This window comes from Nocardia sp. NPDC046473 (assembly GCF_040645995.1).
Classification (GTDB): domain Bacteria; phylum Actinomycetota; class Actinomycetes; order Mycobacteriales; family Mycobacteriaceae; genus Nocardia.
In genome coordinates, this window is the sequence record NZ_JBEYZJ010000007.1 from 221,879 (window position 1) to 242,451 (window position 20,573).

The window sequence follows — 20,573 nt, forward strand, 5'->3', positions numbered from 1 at the left end:
CTCGTCACGACGGTGCACTGATGGTCTTCGGCCGGAAGAGCAAGAAGGTGGTGCCTTTTCGCACCACCGGTGAACTCGAAGCCATGGCGGCGGCCGGCGCGATCGTCGGCCGCGCCCTGGTCGCCGTGCGCGCCGCCGCCAAGCCCGGGGTGTCCACCCTGGAGCTCGACGAGGTCGCCGAGCAGGTCATCCGCGACGCGGGTGCGGTGCCGTCCTTCAAGGGCTACCACGGTTTTCCCGGCTCGATCTGCGCGTCGGTGAACGACCGTGTGGTGCACGGGATTCCGACCGCGGGTGAGATCCTGACCGAGGGCGACCTTGTCTCCATCGACTGCGGCGCCATTCTCGACGGCTGGCACGGTGATTCGGCGTGGACGTTCGGCGTCGGCAACATCATCGACGCCGACCGGCTGCTGAGCGAGGCGACCAAGCTGTCCATGGAAGCCGGTATCGAGGCGATGGTGCCCGGTAATCGACTCTCCGACGTCTCGCACGCCATCGAGCTCGGCACCCGCGCGGCCGAACAGTTGCACGGCCGCGCCTACGGCATCGTCGACGGCTACGGCGGGCACGCCATCGGCCGCGAGATGCACCTGGATCCGTTCCTGGCCAACGAGGGCGATCCGGGCAAGGGCCCGAAGCTCGTGGTGGGATCGGTCCTCGCGATCGAGCCGATGCTGACCCTCGGTACCACCCAAACCCAGGTCCTCGACGACGACTGGACGGTCGTCACGGTGGACGGCACCCGCGCCGCCCACTGGGAGCACACGGTAGCCGTCACCGAGAACGGTCCCCGCATCCTCACGTTGCGCCCGGAGTAAGCGAAACATACGGCGGCCCTACCTTGGCGCCGCCGATCCATGCCGACCCCTCCCTGCGGAAGATCGTGCGGCGCAACGTTGTTCGGCAACACTGGCGGTCGGTGACGCTGCCTGGCGAGGAGTCGAACCGCACCGACGCCAGCGGGTGGCCCCTACTGGACGATCTCGCCTGATGGCGATACCCAGCTGCTTCGCTGGACCGGTGTCGTCGTTCCTTGCGCCGGTGGCGCGCGACCGTGACGTTTGGTCTCGGGCGGCGCTGCCCGGGTGTCGGAATCAGGTCGACGTTGCGGCCTGATCGCTACGTTCTGAACTATGCCGTCAGCGTATGTTCCGGCGGGTGGGTGCGACGCGAGTAGACCACTACTCGAATCCGGTTGGCGCACCACGCGGTTCGTGTTCAGCACCCACGCATCGGACAGGCGCGATGTCCGGAAATTGTGTGTGGGGTGTGCGAATTCCCTTGCGGCAGGTAGTCGGTGGGTGGCCGAGCCGGCCGGACGAATCGGTCAGCGGGGCCGAAGGGTGGTGCGGAGCACCAAAGTCAGCATGGGAAGGTCGAATTCGCCTTCGGCCGTCTCCGGCCTGCTGTGCAGGTAGTCGGAGATGCGCTGCAGCACTTCGGCCCGCTGCTGCGACGGCACCACCAGGGTGTGTGAGTGCGTTCCGATGGTCGCGGTCAGCGATTCCGCGGTCCGCCGCTGGGTGTGCGGGAATCGGGCGCTCTCGAAGGCCTCGAACAGCGGGTGCTCGGGTAGTTTCGCCGATCCGAGTTCCAGCGGGGGTGTCGAGGCCTCCGACCGGGAAACGCGCCCCAACTCGGCGACCCAGTCGACCCGCGTGTCATCGGTGTTCCACAGCGCCGCGAAAACGCCGCCCTTCTGCAACACCCGCGCGAACTCCGGAAAAGCACGCTGTTGATCGAACCAGTGGAACGCCTGCCCGGCGACGATCGCGTCCACCGATCCGTCCGCGAGCGGAATCGCCTCCGCCGTCCCCTCATACACGCGTACGCCGGGCAGTCGGCGCGTCAACTCCACGCGCATGCCGTCGTCGGGTTCGACCGCGATCACCGTGGCACCGGCGGCGAGCAGCCCCTCGGTGAGCTTGCCGGTGCCCGCGCCGAGGTCGAGCACGATCGGCGCGGGCACGGCCGGCACGGCCTCCAGTGCCCAGCGGATGGCCGCTATCGGATAGTCCGGCCGGTGTTCGGCGTAGTCCGTCGCGTTGGCGCCGAAGGAGGCGGCCCGACGGGCATGCAGGGCATGCTTGCTCGCATCTCGATCCGTCGTATTCCCCATGCGCCCCACCCTAAGTCCGGGCAGCCGCCGCGCGGGGGAGATTTACGACGCGCCGGGCAACCGGCGTACGCCCGCGCTCACCTCCGCGGCCAGGTCGTCGTAGCCGACGGCGAGTTCCGCGAGGCGCTGCCACGCGTCCCACAGGTCCCATTCGGAGGCGCTCGCCAGTGCAGCATAGGCGTTGGCGGTGAACTGGGCGAGCCGATCGATCACGGCGCCGACCGTCTCGGTGTGCACATGCGCGGCGCCGTGCGCGGGCGGCAGCTGCACGGTGATCCAACGGTCGATGTCGCGCACCAAACTCGCTCGGAGCGCGTCGATTTCGTCGGTCGCCTCGCGGCCCGCGCCGAGCCGTCGCTCGTGCAGCGTGGTCAGCTCGTGTGCGCCGCGCAGCAGTGGGTTGTTCTCCGGCGGCTCACCCCGACATGCTTGTAGCACTTGATGTTTCGCGGGAAGCTGGCCCGTGGTCATCGCGGTCCCATGTTCCGGCACGAACGCACGGTGTCCACGATGGCCGCGCCGGACGGACGAAAGGTGTTCTCCGGGGCGACAATCCACTCGCGGTACCCGGCGTGCGCGTCGGCGGGAGACGGCAGCGCGATCTCGCCACCGATCGGCACGATCGACACGTTGAGCCGGAACAGCTCCGCGAACAGGCGGACGTCGTCGGGCAGGTCGGGCCGGATCAGAAAGGTCCAGCGTTTCGAGCGCACATGAGAAATAACGGGGCCCAATGGATTTCGATGATGTATCAAATCGTCGTGGACCTGCTGACCAAGCGTGGCGGGCATGGTGATCGCGCCGACGAATCCGGCCCGGACGATGATCCGGCCGATCTCCGGAAGAAATCCGGCGGGTAGGTCACAGGTATGGCGGTAATAGGCGCATCGGGCGGCTGGGGTTTCCGCCAACGCCAGTTGATCCATGAGAAGAGCCTCGACTAGCATCGTGTGTCTGGTGAAGCCGCCCGAGCCGGTCCGTCACGGTCACTGAGGGTGACCTACGACACCGTTCGGGCGTGATCTCAGTAGAGCACTCCATGGCGGGGCATAAACGTTCCGTTCAATTAGTTCTCGAGAAGTTCGCCTGCGGGTTTCGCGCCGTCCGCTCGACTGACGGGCGGTCCCCATGTCATTCCGTGATTCCGGCATTCGGGGCAAACGGTGCTGCCGCGACTACGGGGTACTTTAATGCTGAATTGTCTGCCGCCACCCTGATGTCGGTCCGCTCTCACTGTCGCATACGAGGTCATCCCTGCGGCGTACACCGATGGTTATATCCGCGATAGCGAATTCAGGGTTAGTCACCGATGTGTCGAGGCGGGCGCGATCCCTACGCTGAATGGCATGACAACAATTGCTCTCGCTTCCGCTCCCGCCCTGGCCAGTACCGCCGAAACGGCGGGCTCGATCGCCTTCGGCGTCTTCGCCATTGCCATTGCCATCGGCGCCATCGCATTGTTCATCGCCGGTGTGGTGAGCGCGCTACGGTCCAGCAACTACGCGGCGGCCGGTAAGGCGATCTGGGTGCTACTCATGCTCGCATTCCCGTTCCTCGGACCGGTGGTGTGGTTCATCTGGGGCCGCAACTCGACCATTCAGCCGGTGCAGCCGACCATCGCCGGGTGAGGCCTCACGGCGTCGTACGGAAAAACAGCACGCGATCACCGTGCTCGGCGAGCGGGGTGGTCGCGCTGATCTGGCGCAGGCCGCTCGACGGCAGATAGGTGAGGTTGGCGAACATCTGGGTATTGCCGAACGCCGCGCGAAGTTTCGTCTCGTTCGCGCGGTCGGCGTTCAGATCGGCCAGCATCTTGAAGTCCAACGGCGCCAGCGGTTTGTCCAGCGGCGCCTGCCCGGCCGGCCTGCCGAGCGCGGCGTACTGGGTGGCCGCCCCGTGCTCGTACCAGCACAGCTCGTAGGCGACGTGCTCGGTCACCGTGATCGCGGCCACCGGCCAGTCCTGGGACAGCCGCCGCGCCAGCGGATGCTTGCCGACCGGCGTCAGCTCCCAGTGCAGGCTCATCACCGTCACCCAGCCGCCGTAGGGCTGATCGATCAGCACCACGTCGTCGCTGAGCTTCTCCGCCGTGTTCACCTCGGCGTCGGTGATCTTCCAATGTTCCTCGCGCTCACCGAGATAGCTCTCCCGATCCAGCGGATAGGCGTCGTCAGTGGCGTAGGCGCCGATGATCGCCGCGCGGATCTGCGCGATCGCGTCCGGCACCGGGCAGTACACGCTCAGTGCGCCGAAGCTGGTGCCGATCTGTACCGGCATGGACGGCGGATCGGGTTCCGCGCCGGGCAGCAGCGGTCGCAGGCCGACCAGGGCAAGCTTCCAGTTGATCTCCTCGACGGTCGACAGATCGCCCGAGGACTTGAACAGGATCTGCTGCTGGGTCAGCCGCCCGGCCTGCTCCAGCGTGCGGACACCGAGTTCGGCGAGCGCCTTGTACGACTTCGGCGTCAGGTCGAGATCTTGAACTCCGCACGCGCGCAACCGGATCGACATGCCCGTGGAGGTGAACGCGGAGTACCGCTCGCGATACATCGACAGGGCCTGCTTGCGCGAACGGCCGACCATCAACGTCCGCAGCAACGTGCTCAGGCTGGCCAGGTATTTACCGGAGAGCTCCGGCGTGGCAGCGGCGAGCGCGCTACGGATTCGCGCGGCCTCTTCGGTCGCCGCGACGGCGGCATCTTGGTCTAGACGGCCAAGCCACACACCGCATTTCGACAGCCCGTCGGCGCACAGGCCGGCGACCTCCGGATGGATGCGTGCCACCTGCCGATAGGCCTCGCACGCGCGGCGGATGGTGGTGGTCGCGAGTTCCCGGCGACCGCTGTGCCGGGCCGCGAGTTCGACCGATCGGAGCGCCTCGTTCAGCTCGCCCGCGAGACGGGCGTTCAACACCTGTCCGGTGGCGAGCAGGCGCAGCCGGATAGCGACCGCCTCCTCGGCGGGCGCCAGCGCGTCCCTGGTCCGGTCGCGGACCGACCCGTCGGTCTTCGTGGCGATAAAACCCTTCGCCAGATCGGCGAGCGAGGTGGCCAGTCGCAGATCCGCCTCGATCGAACGATCAAGCGCCGCATACCGATCCGCGGCGACCCGACGCTCCAGCGCGTCCAGATCCATCGCGTCCCTCGTTTCCAGCATGATCCTCCGCTAACCGGCGGCATCGAGCCACCCGCACCTACTGCGCACGAGTCTGTCACGGTTATCGGCTCGGCGCACCAGGATCCTCCGCGGAACCGGCGGCAGCAATGTTGGAACTCGTGAGTACGCGCGGTCAACCTTCCAGCAGCAGTGTGACCGGCCCGTCGTTGACCAGTTCGACGTGCATATGCGCGCCGAACCGGCCGGTCGAAACCGTCGCGCCGAGTGCGCGCAGCGCTTGGACGAACGCCTCGAAGAGCGGCTGTGCGACGGGCCCCGGCGCGGCCGCGCTCCAGGACGGACGGCGGCCCTTCGCGGTGTCGGCGTAGAGAGTGAACTGGCTGACCACCAGGATCGGCGCGGCCAGGTCGGCGGCCGAGCGTTCGCCGTCGAGGATGCGCAGCCGCCATGCCTTGTCGGCCAGCGTTTTCGCGGTCGCCTCGGTGTCGCCGTGGGTGGCGCCGACCAACGCGAGCAGGCCGTGCGGCACCCCGGACGCGGCCGGATCGATGCGGCCGACGACCTCGTCGTCGACGGTCACCTGGGCCGAGCTCACTCGTTGCAGCAGCACACGCACAGCCATTGATCATGCCGTGCCGGATGGCGCGGCGAGCCGCGGGTCGCCATGCGCGCTGGCGTGGGTGGGCAATACCGCTGTCTACCAGAGGGAGCGGGGACGAATGTCGTTCGCCAGATCGATCAGCGCGTAGCGATGCAGCCGGTTCGGTGTGGTCCGCGCGACCGCGCGCAGTGTCGATTCCAGTCCGCCGCGCAGGCCCGTCTCGGTATAGCGGAACCCGAGGATGGTGCCCCGCGATTCTGGTTGCCCACCTCTACTGAGCCAGGCCAACGCGGCGGTCAACACGATGGCCTGCAGCTGCATCAGGCGCGGATCGTCCGGCAGTGCGTGCAGGTGTGCCGCCGCCGCGTCGAGGTCGGTTTGGGTCAGCTCGGTCACCGGGCGGGTAACCAGCAGCAGGCACGCGGTCATCTGCGCGGCGTTGTGATGTCGCGACGAGTCCGGCACTTGCCGCAGCGTGGAGACCGCGGTGAACACGTCGCCGTCGACGGCGAGCCTGCGTGCCAGACCGAAGGCCGCGCTCGCCACACCGCGGGTGTTTCGCCAGACGGACCGGTAGTACTCGGTCGAAGCGCGCCGCCACTGATTCGGCTCGTCGGCGTTCGTCTGCAACAGCAGTTCGGCGGTCGCGGCCAGCGCGAGCAGCGGCGCGATCTCGCCGGGGACCATGGAGTGGACGCGATCGAATTGTTCGTAGGCCTTGGCGTAGTCGGCGCAGGACAGGTCCGCGATGCCGGTGTACCAATCGATCCGCCAGTCCGTGCGGTAATCGGGCAGCAAGCGCGCGAGGCATTCCCGGGCCTGCTCGACCTCGCCGAGGTCCAGATGCGCCCGGACCGCGGTCAAAGTGCCTTCCAGATCGAAGGTCTCGGGTGTGCCGATGGCGCCCGCGCTCATGTCGGCGGTGCTCTGCCGCAGCGTGTCCAGGGTCTGCTGCGGGTCGCCGTGCAGCAGCGGAGACAGCAGTTCCGCGCTCGGATCCTCGCTATCGATCAACGGCACCGGCAGTGCGGCGACGACGCTCGGCGGGTCGAGCATGGGCACCTGATGCACACCCTCGATGACTCCTTCGGTCTGCCGAATCAACGTGTCGATGCCGAAATCGCCACGTAGCGAACCGAATACGGCAGAGGTCTGCGGGTATTCCCGATTCGTGTCCTCGGCGAGGACAGTGCGGAGCACGCCGGCCAGTTGGCGGTACATCGCGTAGGCGGTGGGGAAACGCTGATCCGGGTCGGGGTCGGTCGCGCGCAACAGCAACCGCTCGAAGGCGGGATAGCGGCGCAGCACCGGCTCCTCGTCGGCCGTCGGGATGCCGGGAAGTTTCGGGCCGCGCGGTTCGGTCGGCATGTCCAGGGTCAACGCGGCCAATGTCCGGCCGACCGTGTGGATGTCGGAGGCGATGGTCGGACCGGTATTGGTGAATTCGGGCGCCTGATATCCGAGGGTGCCGTAAAGACTGCCGCCGGATTCCCGTGCCGCTACCGCGCCGAGGTCGATGAGTTTGACCTCGTCCTCGGTGACCATGATGTTGTCGGGTTTCAGATCGTTGTAGGCCAGGCCGAACGAGTGCAGGTAATCCAGAGCGGGCAGCACCTCCATCACATAGGCGATGGCCTCGGCGACGGGAATGTGCTCGGGTGCGCGCAGATCGAGCATTTCCTTCAGCGATTGCCCACCCACGTACTCCATCACGATGTACCCGCACGGAATTCCGTCCGCCGAGCGATGTTTGACGAAGTTGAATATCTTGACGATGCCCGGATGCGCCATTTCCGACAGGAACTGGCGTTCGGCCAGCGCGACGACGTGCGCCTCGAAATCGAGCGGGTTCTGCAATCCTTTCAGGACCACCCAGCGGTCGCTGACATTGCGATCGCGGGCCAGGAATATCCAGCCCATGCCGCCGTACGCGAGGCAGCCCTGCACCTCGTACTGGTCGGCCACCAGGTCGCCGGGCGCCAACAGCGGCCGGAAGTTGAACGGTGATCCGCAATGCGGGCATTTGCCCGCCGATGCGACGGGCCCGTCGCCGGCCGATCGGCCGACCGGCTTCTGGCATTTCCAGCAGAACCGTTTGTCTTCGGGCACTTCGGGATTGGTCAGTATCGCGGTGGCCGGATCGACCTGCGATACCCGCGGCAGGTCGACCAGGCCCGCGCTGAGCCGGCGAACACTCGGCCGCGATCGAACGCTGCGCTCCGAACTCGGGTCGGCCTCCGCCGCGGTCGAATCGTCTTGCTCGGGTGACCAGGGAGTGGTTTCGGTGGGCAATGCTCGTCGGGTCGCCCAGGCATAAGTGGCCCGGTACGCCGCTTCGGCGGGGTCCTGGGTGAGTGTGGTCGATTGAGCGGCCGGGCTGAGGTCATCGGAGCCACTGAAGTGTTCCGGCATTCGACCCTCTCAGCACCAACGCGTACAACATCGGGCCGAACCCGCTCCGCTCCGCGACACCGGTGAACAACCGTTGTGGCGGAGCGGGCGGGGATAGGTCGGCCTATCGCGATTCTGCCTCATTGTTCGTTGCGGTGTTGTTGCTTGCGGGGGATATTTCGGCGATACGAGGGTCGCGATGTTCCATCGGACGCTCTGCTACCACCGGGAATGCACCGGTATAACCTTCGCGTAATTCCGCGAGATGCATGACCCGCCCGCGCGCGAAGAACCAGCCGACGACCATGGCCGGGACCATGATCACGCCCATCGCGATGACCGCGCCACGCTGTACATCGCTGCTGCTGAACAGCATGAGCAGCACCACCGCGACCAGGAATACCAGCGTCGCGATGCTCGTGTACGGCGCGCCGATCAGCCGGAACGAGGGGCGCGCCATCTTCCCTTCCTTCGACCAACGCCACAGCTTGAGCTGGCAGACCACGATCGCCGCCCACGCTGTGATGGTGCCCAGTGCCGACATGTTCAGCACGATCTCGAAGGCCTTGTCCGGGACCAGGGCATTGAGCCCGACACCGATCAGCGCGACCGCGCCGGTGGCGAGGATGCCGACATAGGGCACACCTCGTTTCGACATCAGTCCGGCCATCGCGGGCGCACTGCCGTTCATCGACATCGACCGCAGGATGCGGCCGGTCGAGTACAGCCCTGCGTTGAGGCTGGAGAACGCGGCGGTGAGCACGACCAGGTTCATGATCGTGCCCGCGCCGCCGACACCGATCTTGGAGAAGAAGGTGACGAACGGGCTCTCGCCGGACTTGAAAGCGGTGTAGGGCAGCAGCAGCGAGAGCAGCACCAGCGAACCGACGTAGAACAACGCGATACGGGCGATCACCGAGTTGATGGCCCGCGGCATGATCTTTTCGGGGTTCTCCGCCTCACCGGCGGCGGTACCGATCAATTCCACTGCGGCATAGGCGAAGATGACGCCGGTGGTGCAGAGCACGATCGGGACGATGCCGTTCGGCAGCAATCCGCCATGATCGCTGATCACGCTGATTCCGGTGTTCTTGCCTTCGATCGGGCGCCGGCCCGCGAGGAAGATGGTGCCGACGATGAGGAAGCCCACCAGCGCGACCACCTTGATCAGTGCCGCCCAGAATTCCATCTCACCGAACCAGCGCACCGACACCATGTTGATGGCGACCACCAGGGCCAACGCGACGAACGCGATCACCCACTGCGGGATCACCTGCATGCTGCCCCAGTAGTGGACATAGGTGGCGATCGCCGTGATATCGACGATGCCGGTCATACACCAGTGGAAGAAGTACATCCAGCCGACGCCGAACGCCAGCTTCTCGCCGTAGAACTCGCGAGCGTAGGAGACGAACGAGCCCGACGACGGACGATGCAGGATCAGCTCACCGAGTGCCCGCAGGATGAAGAACACGAAGACGCCACACACGGCATACGCCAGGAAAAGCCCCGCGCCGGCGTCTTTCAGTCTGCCGCCCGCACCTAGGAACAGCCCGGTACCGATCGCGCCGCCGATGGCGATCATCTGTAGTTGGCGTGGGCGTAGCGCCTTGTGATAGCCCGCGTCCTCGGCATGCAGGGCCCGTGCGGCCGGCTCCTGCGTCTCTGAGGGAGGTCGAACGATGGTCATGCCTGGGCCTTTCATGTGACGGCAGTCATATCGCTACGTAACGTACCGCTGTTTAACGGCACGTTCAATAGATGTACATGAATGTCATCTCATGAAACTCGATCGTCATACGGGCTCGGCTGACCTCGGACAGCGATCACGCCAGGTTTCGGTGTGGTTTCCTTGAGCTATGGCAGCAGGTACGGAGTTTACGATCGACGAGCTGGCGCGTGAGGCCGGCACGACCGTGCGGAGCCTGCGCGTCTATCACGAGCGCGGCGTGCTGCCGCCGCCACAGGTGAAGGGGCGCACCGGTTTCTATGGGTCCGATCATCTCAACCGGGTACGCACCATCGGCCGGTTGCTGGATCGTGGCATCAAGCTGAACGGCATCCGGGAATTGCTGGAGGCTTGGGACCGCGGCGACGACCTCGGCGACATCCTCGGAGTGCCCGACGAGGAGGGCATGGTCGAGCCCGGTGCCGTGGCCGAGATCGGCGCGCCCAGCGATCCGGGTTCGATGCATGCCGTCCGTGAAAAGGTCGTTGCTGCAACGGAACTCGCCGATCGATACCGGGATGTTCCGCATGGTCTCGCCCGGGTTGTCGCGGCCGGGATGTATGAGCCGCTCGATGCCGCCACCTACGTGGTGGCCGACCAGCAGCTCGTTCGGATCGCCGAGCAATTGACGGCGGCGGGGGCGTCGTCGGCCCAGGTGCTCGATGAGGTGGAGCGGTTGCGGGGCGATTGCGATCGTATTGCCCGGCGCTTCGTCGACGTGTTCGAGCGGACCGCCTGGCAGTCGTATCAGCAGTCGGGGCGTACGCCGCAGGATCGGGCGGTGCTGGCCGAGCGGGTGGCTGCCGCGCGGGTCGTGCCTGGTCAGGCTGCGGCCGAGCTGGTCAATCGGTTCGTCGCGTGGTACCTCGAACGCGATATCGCCGAGCTGGCCGACGAGCTGCCCGACCAGTAGAACAAGCTGTTCCTGCGGGTGGGATTGCCGTTTTGGAACTTGCCGCTAGACAGCGGCACATTGATTGATGTAACATCAAAGTCGGGATCTGGGGGCATGCACAAAGCGACGCCAATCTGCGCATGCCCCCGGAACCTGGCAGTCGGGCCGCCCCGTAGGCGCTCGCTGACTCCCGCGACGTAGCTGATGCCGTGCGCGGTCGAGATTCCCGCCGATGAGATGGCTTAGCCGTTTTCGCTCAGTCGCCGAACGCCAACGCGCGTAGCGCATTTCGTTAGATGAACGGCTAAGTGTACCCAGTTGTTGCATGTAACTGTCGCGGCACTTTCCGTTCACGTGCGAGCAACAGGGGGGTTGCTATCGGGTGTCATCGTCGGATGCGTACGAGCTGATGTAGGTGCGGGTGACCCGCACATACGCGGAGGGAACGCGGTGGCGGACAAATTCCAGTACGACTCGGTTCTGTTCTACAAGGCAGCCCAGAAGACCGGAGACGCACGCGACCGAATCAACACGGTGCTGCACACTCTGCAGGCATCGCTCAACGCGCGCGGAAACCCTTGGGGCAACGACTCACTCGGCCGCAACTTCGCGACCGGCTATACCTCCTCACGGGACAACATGATCACCGGCGCGCAGAACATCGCAGGCTCGCTCGACAACTTCTCGACCGGCCAGATCAAGAGCGCCGAGCTGCTCGAAAAGATGGAACACGGCAACCGCGACGGTTTCTCCTGACCGAGGGTCCGGCACGGATGACGATCGGACCGGCCGAGGCCGGCCGCCGAAACCCGTTGCGGGGCGGCCCGGTCGCCCGCGTGAGCCGCTGATATCGGAATAGTCGAACATGATCGAACTGCCGGGCTTCCTGGAGTGGCTCGAGCCGATTGTCGGCATGGAGTGGCCCGAGGGCAACGAAGACGAGATGTGGGCCCTCGCCCAGGATTGGCACACCGCCGCCGCCGATCTGCGCACCATCCTCGGCGATATCGACGCCGCGAAGAGCGCCTCGCTTACCGCCTATCCCTCGGGCGACGGCGTCGAGGAGATGATCAAGGGCTTCGACAGCATGCGGTCCGGCGACGGTTCGGACAAGGACCAGTCGCTGAACAAGCTGGCCGAACTCTTCGACCAGATCGGCGAATCCGCCAACGGCGTCGGCACCGAGATCGAGTACGCCAAGATGATGTACTGGTCGTCGCTGGGCCTGCTGGCCGGTGAAATGGCTGCGGCGTGGCTGTTTCCGCCGACCGCGCCCGCGGTCGAGGCGGCCGCGATCGGGCTCACCCGGCTGGCCGTGCGCATCATCGGTGAGCGAGTGGTTTCCGCGATCATCCGGCACGCGGGCAAGCTGGTCGCGTCGAAGTTGGCGCAGTTTCTGCTGCGGCACGTGGCGATCGATACGGTGCTCGGCACGCTGCAGGAACTCGGTGTACAGCAGTGGCAGGTCGAGCACGGTCACCGCAAGGAGATCAACTGGGACCAGGTCGTCGTCACCGCGGTGAGCTCGGCCGCGGGCGGTGCGGCGGCGGGCCCGTTCGGGGACTGGCTCGGCCATCGGCTGAGTTCGGAGATGAAGCCGTGGATGCGGGCCGCGATCACCGGCCCCGCGGCCGGTCTGGTGGGTGCCGGTGCGGGATTCGTCGCCGCCACCGGCACGCAGTTCGGGCTCGACACCGCACACCACGGTGTGGGCGACGCGTGGAACAACCTGAAGAACACCCAGGTCGATTGGCGGATGTTCACCGCGGGCGCCTCGAACGGCGCGATGTCCGGCTTGAACAAGGTTGGCGCGCAGCATGCTTGGGGCAACATGCGACCGGACCTGTTCAACAGACCGGGGTTCGGGGCTCGCTTCGACGATATCTTCAACGGCTCCGGCGGTGATGGGGCGAATTCGAGTGATGGTGTCCGCGTCGGGCTTCGGCCGGATGGTGCCGGACTGCCCGCCGGTGCGGGGGATGGCAGCGGCCGTGGCACGGCCGGTGACGGCGGTGCGACCAGACCCGCCGGGGACGCGAACGGCCGGGCCGGGGGAGATAGCGGCGGCCGACAGCACGGCGCGGAACCGGGCAACGGGCGGAATTCGGGCGAGAGCAACGGATCCGGCGACAGTCGGAATTCGGGCGAGACCAATGGGTCTGCCGATAGCCGTGGAGCGGGTGACGCGCGGAACTCGAGTGACACCAACGGGTCTGGCGATAGCAGGGGTCAGAATCCGGGCGAGACCAATGGGTCTGGGGATAGCCGAGGCGCAGGTGACGGGCGGAACTCGAGCGAAACCAATCGGTCTGGCGATGACCGCGTAGCGGGCGACAGTCGGAACTCGGACGGGATCAACGGGTCCGGTGACAGCCGTGGCGCGGGTGACGGCCGGAATTCAGGCGATACCAACGGATCTGGCGACAGTCAGAGATCGGGCGACGCCGGAAGTCGATCAGTTGACGCGTCGAACACGGATCGGGCGGCCGGGGATTCGACGCGGGCCCATGCCGACGGGGACGGCCGAATCAGGAACGGCGACGGCAGCGCTCGGCCAGTCGACAGTGCCGCCCCAAGCGCCGATCGCGCTGTGGTGCATGCCGATTCGGGCGATGCCGCAACCCGGCGGGCAGGCGTGGCAGCGGAGGCGGATGCCGTGCGTGGCGCGGGTTCCGACGGACGGATAGACGCCACATCGACTGGCAAAGACCAGGTTTCGCTGCACAACGGCGATGGTGTACTGGGCACCAACTCGCCTGTCCATACCGCCAACCCGGGTGCTGCTCCCGCCCATCCGACCTCGGCCAACCCTGCGACGGGGGGCGAAAGCCGCAGCACCCCAGCATCATCCAGTTCACCCCGCGCGTCGTCCGGCGAAGTGCGGGCACACACCGGCTCGGACGCGCCGCGCGTCGAGCAACCGCGGGCCGGAACTCCGGATGGACGACCGGCGGGCGACGGGCGACCGGCCACCGATCGTCCCCGCGTGAGCGATGTCCGCGGCGACGGCACCGCGCCGCGGACCAGGTCCGAGCCGAGTCGCTCCGGCGTAGCGGACGCACCCCATGGCACCGACCATCGGTCGGGCGTGCAGTCGGGTTCGAGCGGTGAGCACTCGCCGCGAGCACGGGCCGACGCGGATAACTCCGTGCCGCGGCAGGTCGACTCGCCTGCGGATGGTCCGCAATCTCGACACGAGGGCGACGGCCCGTCGCTTCTCGACGCCGCAGGTTTGCCGCCGCTCGCCCCGGTGACAGGTTCGGATTCGTCGCCGCGCGCCGATCGGACCACGTACCCGGATCCCGTCGCTGGCGCCGAGGACGACCACACCACCGCACGGCCGGATCCGTCCGACACCGATCAGCCGCGCGACTGCGCGATCCGCAGTCTCGAACTGATCCGCCAAGTCACCGGCAGCGACGTGATCGACGTGCCGACCAGGGAAATCGGCCTGGACGGCGTGTCCCAGGGCGAAATCGAGCAGGCGGCCAAGGCGCCGCTGCGAGATGTCGCGGATCACCACGAGATTCGCGACGCGCTGAGGTACGAGACCAGGCCGGACGGGAGCTTCGTGCTCGACGCCGACGGCAACCGGATCGAGCGCCCCGACGGGGTGGCCGCGCTGGTGGTCGACGTGTACGGCAAGTCCGACGAGCACAATGTCGGCGCGCACGCCTACGTGTTGCTCAAGGAGAACGGCGAGATCGTGGTGCACGATTCGACCGTCGGCCCGCCACACGACTTCCCGCCGATCCTGCCGGGCTCCGACTATCCGGTGCAGGTCACCCGGACGATCCTGTTCGACGAGAACGGAGTTCCGCACCAGCACGGTGATACCGAGGTGCCGCCGCGGGAACCGGCCATGCGCAATGTCGATGTCGGGCAACGGCCGCCCGGCGCGGACGGCGATCCGGTCGAGCCTGCGCCGGGCGCGGACGGTGGTGGCAAGAAGCCGCCCGACGAACTACCGCCACCGGCCTCGCCCGGCGATCCCGGCGACGGCTCGAACCCGAACCGCGACAACGACTCCGGCATGCCCAAGGCCCTGGAACCGGACGAGGCAGTGCTGGCCGACGATACCCATCCGCTGACTCTCGACGTCGACGGCGAGCAGGTGCCGCTGGCCCTGCATCCGGACGGCGAGGATCGTTGGCGCGCGGTGCCCGTCGATGACGGCGAACCGCCTGCGCGGCAAGAGGATTCGGGTGAGGTCGAGAGGAAGTCGCCGGTTCGCCGGGCATGGGAACGCATTCGAGACAAGATCTACATTCGCGGCTACGAGGGGGACAACCCCAAGTACCCGTCCGGCTCCGGTGAGGACGGCCGCGGGCAGACGGCGCTGCGCGATGGCGTCGCCAACGCGCCACATCTGTTCGAACCGGCTCCCACGCCCACGCCACACGTGCCGCAGTCGCCTGACGTCCCGCATGTGGGGCCCGCGCCGGATTCATCGGACAAGGCGCCCAACGTCGCTCGCATCCTGAAAGAGGGTGCGACGATCTGGAAGAACCGCGAACACCTCCCGATCTTCGGTCAGTTGTCCGGCCGAACCCCCGATGTCGCGGGCGATTTCGTGGCTCCGCGCACTGCGGACGGCGAGGAATACCGCTTCTGGGTCAGCGACGCCGACCCGGATCTGGTGCGCGAGACCATCACCGATCTCTTCGAGGTCGAACAGATTTCGGCGGACGAGGCCAGAGCCGTCCTGAAAGACGCACTCGCCGTGTCCGATCCGGATCAGCGGCAGCGGATCGTCGACGACATGGAGCGGTTGGGACTGGTCTCCGAGGACGAGGCCAGGGCGCTCGAGCAGGAACCGCCCGAGCATCCGGAGCCCATCCCCGAGCCGGATGGTCCACCGCCCGAGCACGAGTCGCTTTCGGACATGGCGGATCGGCTCGGCTTCGACCTGCCCGATGAGGATCCCGCGTCGGTGCGCCGGGTGATCGACGAGCAGGAGTACCGCACGCTGCGCGAGGCCGCGGCGATCGAGGGCCTCGCCGACGCACACCGGCGATTCAACGAGGAACAGACCAGGCCGTACACCAATGAGGAGGTAGCAGGCCAGGATTCACGCCCCGCACTCGACGAAGGCGAGCAGCGGAATCGGCCCCCCGGTGAAATCGAAGGGCCCGACGCGCGCAGGCGCGAGGAGGACGAGGACTTCTTCCTCGACGAGGACGAGTTCGACGACGATTACGCCCCTCGTCCCGCCCGCCGCGGCGAGCCCGACCCGGCCGGGGTACCCATCCCGTACTCCGACGAGGTCAGCTTCTTCGACGAAAATCCGATGGGCCGCTTCCTCAAAGAGATCAACGCGGCCTTCGCGGGCGAACCGGGTGTGCAGCAGTACACGCCGGTCGGCAACGGCGCGGACCCGCTGAAGGAGTGGGGTGATATCGGGCCGGACGACAACGAGCTCGGCCGCGACCAGGGACCGCGCGCGTACTTCGAGCACGCGCTGCGCCGTGACCAGCTGCGTGACGAATTGTCCAGCTGGGCACAGATGTTCGGGCTCGACATCGACACGGTGACCACGCAGCGCATCGATGAGCTCCGGGCCGCGAATCAGGCGCGCGCCGACCGGGTCGCCGAATTCGCCGATGCCGCCGAGATTCGCGTGCATCCCGAATCCGACGAGCAACCGCCGATCGGCGAACCGTTCGGCGACCAGGTGATCCGGATCCCGGTCGGCGAGGACGTGCCGGACCGGCTCGTGGTCATCGATGGGCCGCAGGACCGAGCCGCCGCGCTGGCCCGCGCGCTGGCCGACAATCCCGACCTCGCGCGCGCGGTGAACCGAGGTGACGTCGAGGTCGACTACCACAAGGCGCGCACCGATCGGAACGGTAACATCCAGCTCGAGCCGGTCGAGACGCCGGACGTCTATCACCATCGCGAGACGATCGATGGCCGCGATCTGGCGGTAACGCTGTTGCGCGACAGCGACGGTCAGTGGCGGCCGGTGGTGCTCGACAACGCCGACGCGCCGCACCCCGGGCCATCGGCGCCGGACGCACCACCGCGACCACGCGCCGAAGTCCGCACGGACCTGGTGGATTTGGCGCGGACCCTCGGGCTGCAGCCGGAGGCGCTGCATCCGGACCGGCTGGCGCAGACGGTCGCGGATATGAAGCTGGACAACGCCGTTCGGGCCGGACAGGTCGAGGCGCTCGCCGATTTCGCCCGCTCGATGAACGATATCGAGTCGTTCAACGACATCGGCGACGCGCGCAGCCAACTGGCCACCCGTCTCGGCATTCCCGAGGCGGAACTGACTCCGCAGCGCATTGCCGAGGCGCTGACCGACAGTTCGTTCCGAAATGCGTTGCGGGCGCAGCAAGTCGGCGACATCGTCGCGTACGCCAAGCAACTGCGCGATCTCGATCCGGACGCCTTTGCCGCCGCGCGTGATCAGCTGGCGAAGCGGCTCGGGGTCGAGCCGTCGGAGCTGTTCCCGCCGAAGTACCACAAGAACGACGCGGGCAGGCTGGTTCACGGGCTCGACGCGAAGAGCCTGGATCCCAAGAAATTGCGCAGGCTGCTCGCGCAGCTGGAGCGCGGCGGCAAGCAGGACCTGGTGCGGAGCGCGCTCACCGAGTACGCGGGCGCGTTGATCAAGATCGATCCGTACTCCGATGTGCCGCGCGGTGATCTGTCCGCCGACCCGCGGGTGACGGGCGAGCCGCCGATCCATGATCCCGAGGCGATCCACGCGCTGCGCGAGATCATCGCTGACGCACTGCGTTCCGGCGATGCGCTCGATTTCGGGCAGACTCTCGCGGATCACCCCGGCCGGCCCGAGGGCGACGGCACCTGGGATCGCGACAGCGACGCCGGGACCGGCCGACCGGATCCCAACCGGGACTGGGCCCGGCTGGTCGGCGTCGATCTCGCCGGGGCCGACGACGCGACCTTCCGCAAGGTGTACGAGGCATACCGCGACGGCAAGATCGAAAAACACGAAGGACTGAGCCCCAAGGAGCTGGCCGCGGAAATCGCGAAGATGCGCGACGAGGTTCGGCAGCGGGCGGCGCAGATCCGCGACCTTGCCGACCTGGCCGACCAGTTCTATCGGGCACCGGAGCAACTGCCTGCGGGCGAGCAGTCCGGACACCCCGGCGACGGTGCTACTCCACCGAGGTGGGACGGGCCCGACGAGAACGGTCCGGCTCCCACCTCGACCACCGACCCGCCGCCGCGCCTGCCCGGATCAGACGGTGCCGCCGAGCGTCCGGCCATCGAGGGCAACGGTCAGCGGCCGGGAGAATCTGGCGGTTCGCGGGACCGTTCCGGCACGGATAACACTGTGCGGCAGCCTGATTCGGAACAACCACCGCATGAGGCGAGGGACCGGTCAAAGACTCCCGAGGAGCCGCCGAGCGCCGAACCGGAAGTGCGCGACGATCGGTCGGATGCGGATACGCAGCCGGACCCGCGCACTCGGATCGATGAGGCGTTGTCGCGTGAGTTGGCCAAGGTGGACGAGGCTTACCGCCGCCATGCGGATGAGTCCGATGCCCAGCTGCGGCGGGTGCTCGATCATCTCGAGCAAGTCGGTCGTGAGTTGGCTGGACAGCTCGATACGCATGGGGTTGTGCCGGAATCGGATTCGGTGGACCCGCGCACTCGGATCGATGAGGCGTTGGCGCGTGAGTTGGCTGCGCTCGATGAGTCGTATCAGCGTCATTCGGTCGAGGCCGATGCCGATCTGCAGCGGGTGCTCGATCACCTCGAGCAGGTCGGTCGTGAGTTGGCCGGACAGCTCGACACGCATGGGGTTGTGCCGGAATCGGATTCGGTGGATCCACGTACCCGAATCGATGAAGCGCTGGCCCGCGAGCTGTCGAAGCTGGACGATGCATACCAGCGTCATGCCGAGTCGGCTGACGCCGAGCTGCGCCGGGTGCTCGATCACCTCGAACAGATTCGCAGCGATCTCGAGGCGCAGCTCGAACACCAGCAACTGATGGCGGACCTAGACGACGCCCATCGAGAAATAACCGCCAAGTTCGACGAGCTCGACCGCCGCCACTCCGATGGACCGGACGAAGAACCGTCCACCACCGCCGTGCTCCCGCAAGGGCCGCCATCGCGCCCACCAGGGTCAGCGAACCGCGATCCGTCAGTACACCAGGATCCCGCCGCAGCCGAGGAACCGTTGGCCGGTACTGAGCTGCCGTCGAACCGGGAGTCCTCGATGGACCCCGAACAGTCGCCGCGCAGGTCTAGTTCTGAACCGCTGACGAACGGAGCGTCCTCAACGGATTCGGAACAGTCACCACCGCGCCAGCCGGGTTCAGCCGATAAGTTCGCACCGAGTCCGGACAACGCCGATGGCGGCTCGCGTACCAGTCGAGGGCATGGCATTGAGCGGGAATCTGAGGCTGGGTCTGAGCGGTGGCCGCGCAAATCTGGGTCGTCAGATAAGTCTGCGCTGAGCCAGGGGACCGGTGATGGTGGCGCGCGTACGAGTCGAGGTGACGGCAGTGAGCCGCCGGAAACTGTTCCAGGTCAACGGCATTCACGGCCGCCGCAGTTGCCCGGTCGGGCGCTGAGGTCGCATATTCCGCATCCACCGCGGGACTACGAGTTCGAATTCCCCAACCCGGTGGACATCACGCCGAAACCATGGCCGGTACCGGACCCACAACCGCCGACGGTTCCGCCGGAGCCCCCGAAGGTTCCTCCGCAGCCGCAGCCGCAGCCGCAGCCGCAGCCGCAGCCGCAGCCGCAGCCGCAGCCGCACCCACCGGTGCCGCCGCAGATTCCGGCGCCGCCGAATCCGCCTATGCCACCACGGGTGCCGGTGCCGCCGGTCCCGCCGACGCCGCCGGTCCCGCCGGTGTCACCTGTGCCGCCGTTCCCACCGAATCCGCCGTTTCCGCCGAATCCTCCTGTCCCACCGCAGTTGCCGGAGCCACCGCACCTGCCAGAACCGCCGCAGTTGCCGGAGCCGCCGGAGCTTCCGGTACCACCGAACTTGCCTGTGCCACCGGAGCGGCCCATCCCACCGGGGCTGCCGGTGCCACCGAACTTGCCGGTCCCGCCGTCGTTGCCGCCGCATCCGCCGATTCCATCCCCCGGCGTTCCCGGCATACCCGGAGTGCCCGGACCGTCGAATCCGCTACCGGGCGGCCCGATTCCGTCGGGCGATCCGTCCGGGTCACCCCTGCCCCCGTGGACTCCCATGCCTCCACCGCCGATGGGCGGCGCGCCCCAGCTGGGTGGCAACGGCGGCCGCAATGGCGGCAACGGTCACGGCCGACGGTCATTCACCCGCGAAACCGGCAGTGACACAACAATTGTCGTGCGCCCATACGTCGGCTACGGTGTGTTCGCCGAGTTCGATCCGATGACCGGTGCTCTCCAAGCGACGCAGGCAGCCACGCCTCAATTCGGCGGCGTCTATGGCGATCTCGGCGATGCCGCGGTGGTGCTCTACCGTCACAACGGCAGACTCGGGTTGCGCGTCGGCGACCGCGACATCGATCTCGATGGCCCGGTCGCGGTCGACTGGTATCCCTACGATCAACGCAACACCAGATTCGTGGTCAGCGTCGCCGGCGTCCCCGCCTTCGACGTGATCTACCGTTCCCTCCCCACCGAAATGGATCTCGGTCTCCTGGTCCGCGACGTCCTTTCCGACCCGTCCCGCCGCGTAGCCATCTTCGCCTGACCGAGGCGGGAGGCAGCAGGTCAGCACTCGGCCCTGTGT

12 protein-coding genes are annotated in these 20,573 nt (G+C 67.2%); 5 read left to right on the plus strand and 7 right to left on the minus strand.

The window, feature by feature from the left end; translation table 11 throughout:
- Positions 1-20 precede the first annotated feature (20 nt).
- On the plus strand, positions 21-821 hold the full coding sequence (map, locus tag ABZ942_RS25915) for a type I methionyl aminopeptidase (protein ID WP_357386219.1): 801 nt from the start codon (positions 21-23) through the stop codon (positions 819-821).
- A gap of 509 nt (positions 822-1,330) precedes the next feature.
- Here the strand turns inward: map and ABZ942_RS25920 are convergent.
- From ABZ942_RS25920 to ABZ942_RS25930, 3 genes are read right to left on the minus strand one after another with little or no spacing between them, the layout of a single operon-like run.
- A complete protein-coding gene (locus ABZ942_RS25920; RefSeq protein WP_357386221.1) occupies positions 1,331-2,122 on the minus strand; it encodes a class I SAM-dependent methyltransferase in 792 nt (263 codons plus the stop codon).
- Positions 2,123-2,164: 42 nt separating this feature from the next.
- Positions 2,165-2,614: a DUF4254 domain-containing protein gene (locus ABZ942_RS25925; protein WP_357386223.1), complete on the minus strand. Its 450-nt coding sequence runs from the start codon at positions 2,612-2,614 to the stop codon at positions 2,165-2,167.
- On the minus strand, positions 2,590-3,048 hold the full coding sequence (locus tag ABZ942_RS25930; protein ID WP_357386225.1) for a DNA-directed RNA polymerase subunit beta: 459 nt from the start codon (positions 3,046-3,048) through the stop codon (positions 2,590-2,592). The genes ABZ942_RS25925 and ABZ942_RS25930 overlap by 25 nt, the downstream gene beginning before the upstream one ends.
- A 420-nt stretch (positions 3,049-3,468) precedes the next feature.
- Between ABZ942_RS25930 and ABZ942_RS25935 the strand changes: the two genes are divergently transcribed.
- On the plus strand, positions 3,469-3,750 hold the full coding sequence (locus tag ABZ942_RS25935) for a PLD nuclease N-terminal domain-containing protein (RefSeq protein WP_357386227.1): 282 nt from the start codon (positions 3,469-3,471) through the stop codon (positions 3,748-3,750).
- 4 nt (positions 3,751-3,754) lie between these two features.
- Here the strand turns inward: ABZ942_RS25935 and ABZ942_RS25940 are convergent, their stop codons facing one another.
- The 4 genes from ABZ942_RS25940 to ABZ942_RS25955 all read right to left on the minus strand — a co-directional run bounded on the left by ABZ942_RS25940 (position 3,755) and on the right by ABZ942_RS25955 (position 9,921).
- On the minus strand, positions 3,755-5,278 hold the full coding sequence (locus ABZ942_RS25940) for a hypothetical protein (protein WP_357386229.1): 1,524 nt from the start codon (positions 5,276-5,278) through the stop codon (positions 3,755-3,757).
- Between the two features lie 133 nt (positions 5,279-5,411).
- Entirely contained in the window at positions 5,412-5,855 is a 444-nt protein-coding gene (gene dtd / locus ABZ942_RS25945; RefSeq protein ID WP_357386834.1) for a D-aminoacyl-tRNA deacylase, read from the minus strand.
- Between the two features lie 81 nt (positions 5,856-5,936).
- Positions 5,937-8,252, minus strand: a complete 2,316-nt coding sequence (locus ABZ942_RS25950; protein WP_357386231.1) for a tetratricopeptide repeat protein — start codon at positions 8,250-8,252, stop codon at positions 5,937-5,939.
- Between the two features lie 103 nt (positions 8,253-8,355).
- Positions 8,356-9,921, minus strand: a complete 1,566-nt coding sequence (locus tag ABZ942_RS25955; RefSeq protein WP_357386233.1) for an amino acid permease — start codon at positions 9,919-9,921, stop codon at positions 8,356-8,358.
- Between the two features lie 169 nt (positions 9,922-10,090).
- Here ABZ942_RS25955 and ABZ942_RS25960 point away from each other — a divergent pair, with 169 nt between their 5' ends.
- The 3 genes from ABZ942_RS25960 to ABZ942_RS25970 all read left to right on the plus strand — a co-directional run bounded on the left by ABZ942_RS25960 (position 10,091) and on the right by ABZ942_RS25970 (position 20,534).
- Complete coding sequence (locus ABZ942_RS25960) at positions 10,091-10,873, plus strand: MerR family transcriptional regulator (RefSeq protein ID WP_357386235.1); 783 nt, start codon at positions 10,091-10,093, stop codon at positions 10,871-10,873.
- 432 nt (positions 10,874-11,305) lie between these two features.
- Complete coding sequence (locus ABZ942_RS25965) at positions 11,306-11,611, plus strand: hypothetical protein (RefSeq protein ID WP_357386237.1); 306 nt, start codon at positions 11,306-11,308, stop codon at positions 11,609-11,611.
- Between the two features lie 109 nt (positions 11,612-11,720).
- On the plus strand, positions 11,721-20,534 hold the full coding sequence (locus ABZ942_RS25970) for a hypothetical protein (protein ID WP_357386239.1): 8,814 nt from the start codon (positions 11,721-11,723) through the stop codon (positions 20,532-20,534).
- The last annotated feature ends 39 nt before the right edge of the window (positions 20,535-20,573 follow it).

Excerpts from the sequence above, each read along its gene's own strand:
- ABZ942_RS25940 (WP_357386229.1), bottom strand. The coding sequence starts at position 5,278 with ATGCTGGAAACGAGGGACGCGATGGATCTGGACGCGCTGGAGCGTCGG.
- ABZ942_RS25920 (WP_357386221.1), bottom strand. The coding sequence starts at position 2,122 with ATGGGGAATACGACGGATCGAGATGCGAGCAAGCATGCCCTGCATGCC.
- map (WP_357386219.1), top strand. The coding sequence starts at position 21 with ATGGTCTTCGGCCGGAAGAGCAAGAAGGTGGTGCCTTTTCGCACCACC.
- ABZ942_RS25955 (WP_357386233.1), bottom strand. The coding sequence starts at position 9,921 with ATGACCATCGTTCGACCTCCCTCAGAGACGCAGGAGCCGGCCGCACGG.
- ABZ942_RS25950 (WP_357386231.1), bottom strand. The coding sequence starts at position 8,252 with ATGCCGGAACACTTCAGTGGCTCCGATGACCTCAGCCCGGCCGCTCAA.
- ABZ942_RS25930 (WP_357386225.1), bottom strand. The coding sequence starts at position 3,048 with ATGGATCAACTGGCGTTGGCGGAAACCCCAGCCGCCCGATGCGCCTAT.
- ABZ942_RS25960 (WP_357386235.1), top strand. The coding sequence starts at position 10,091 with ATGGCAGCAGGTACGGAGTTTACGATCGACGAGCTGGCGCGTGAGGCC.
- ABZ942_RS25935 (WP_357386227.1), top strand. The coding sequence starts at position 3,469 with ATGACAACAATTGCTCTCGCTTCCGCTCCCGCCCTGGCCAGTACCGCC.
- ABZ942_RS25970 (WP_357386239.1), top strand. The coding sequence starts at position 11,721 with ATGATCGAACTGCCGGGCTTCCTGGAGTGGCTCGAGCCGATTGTCGGC.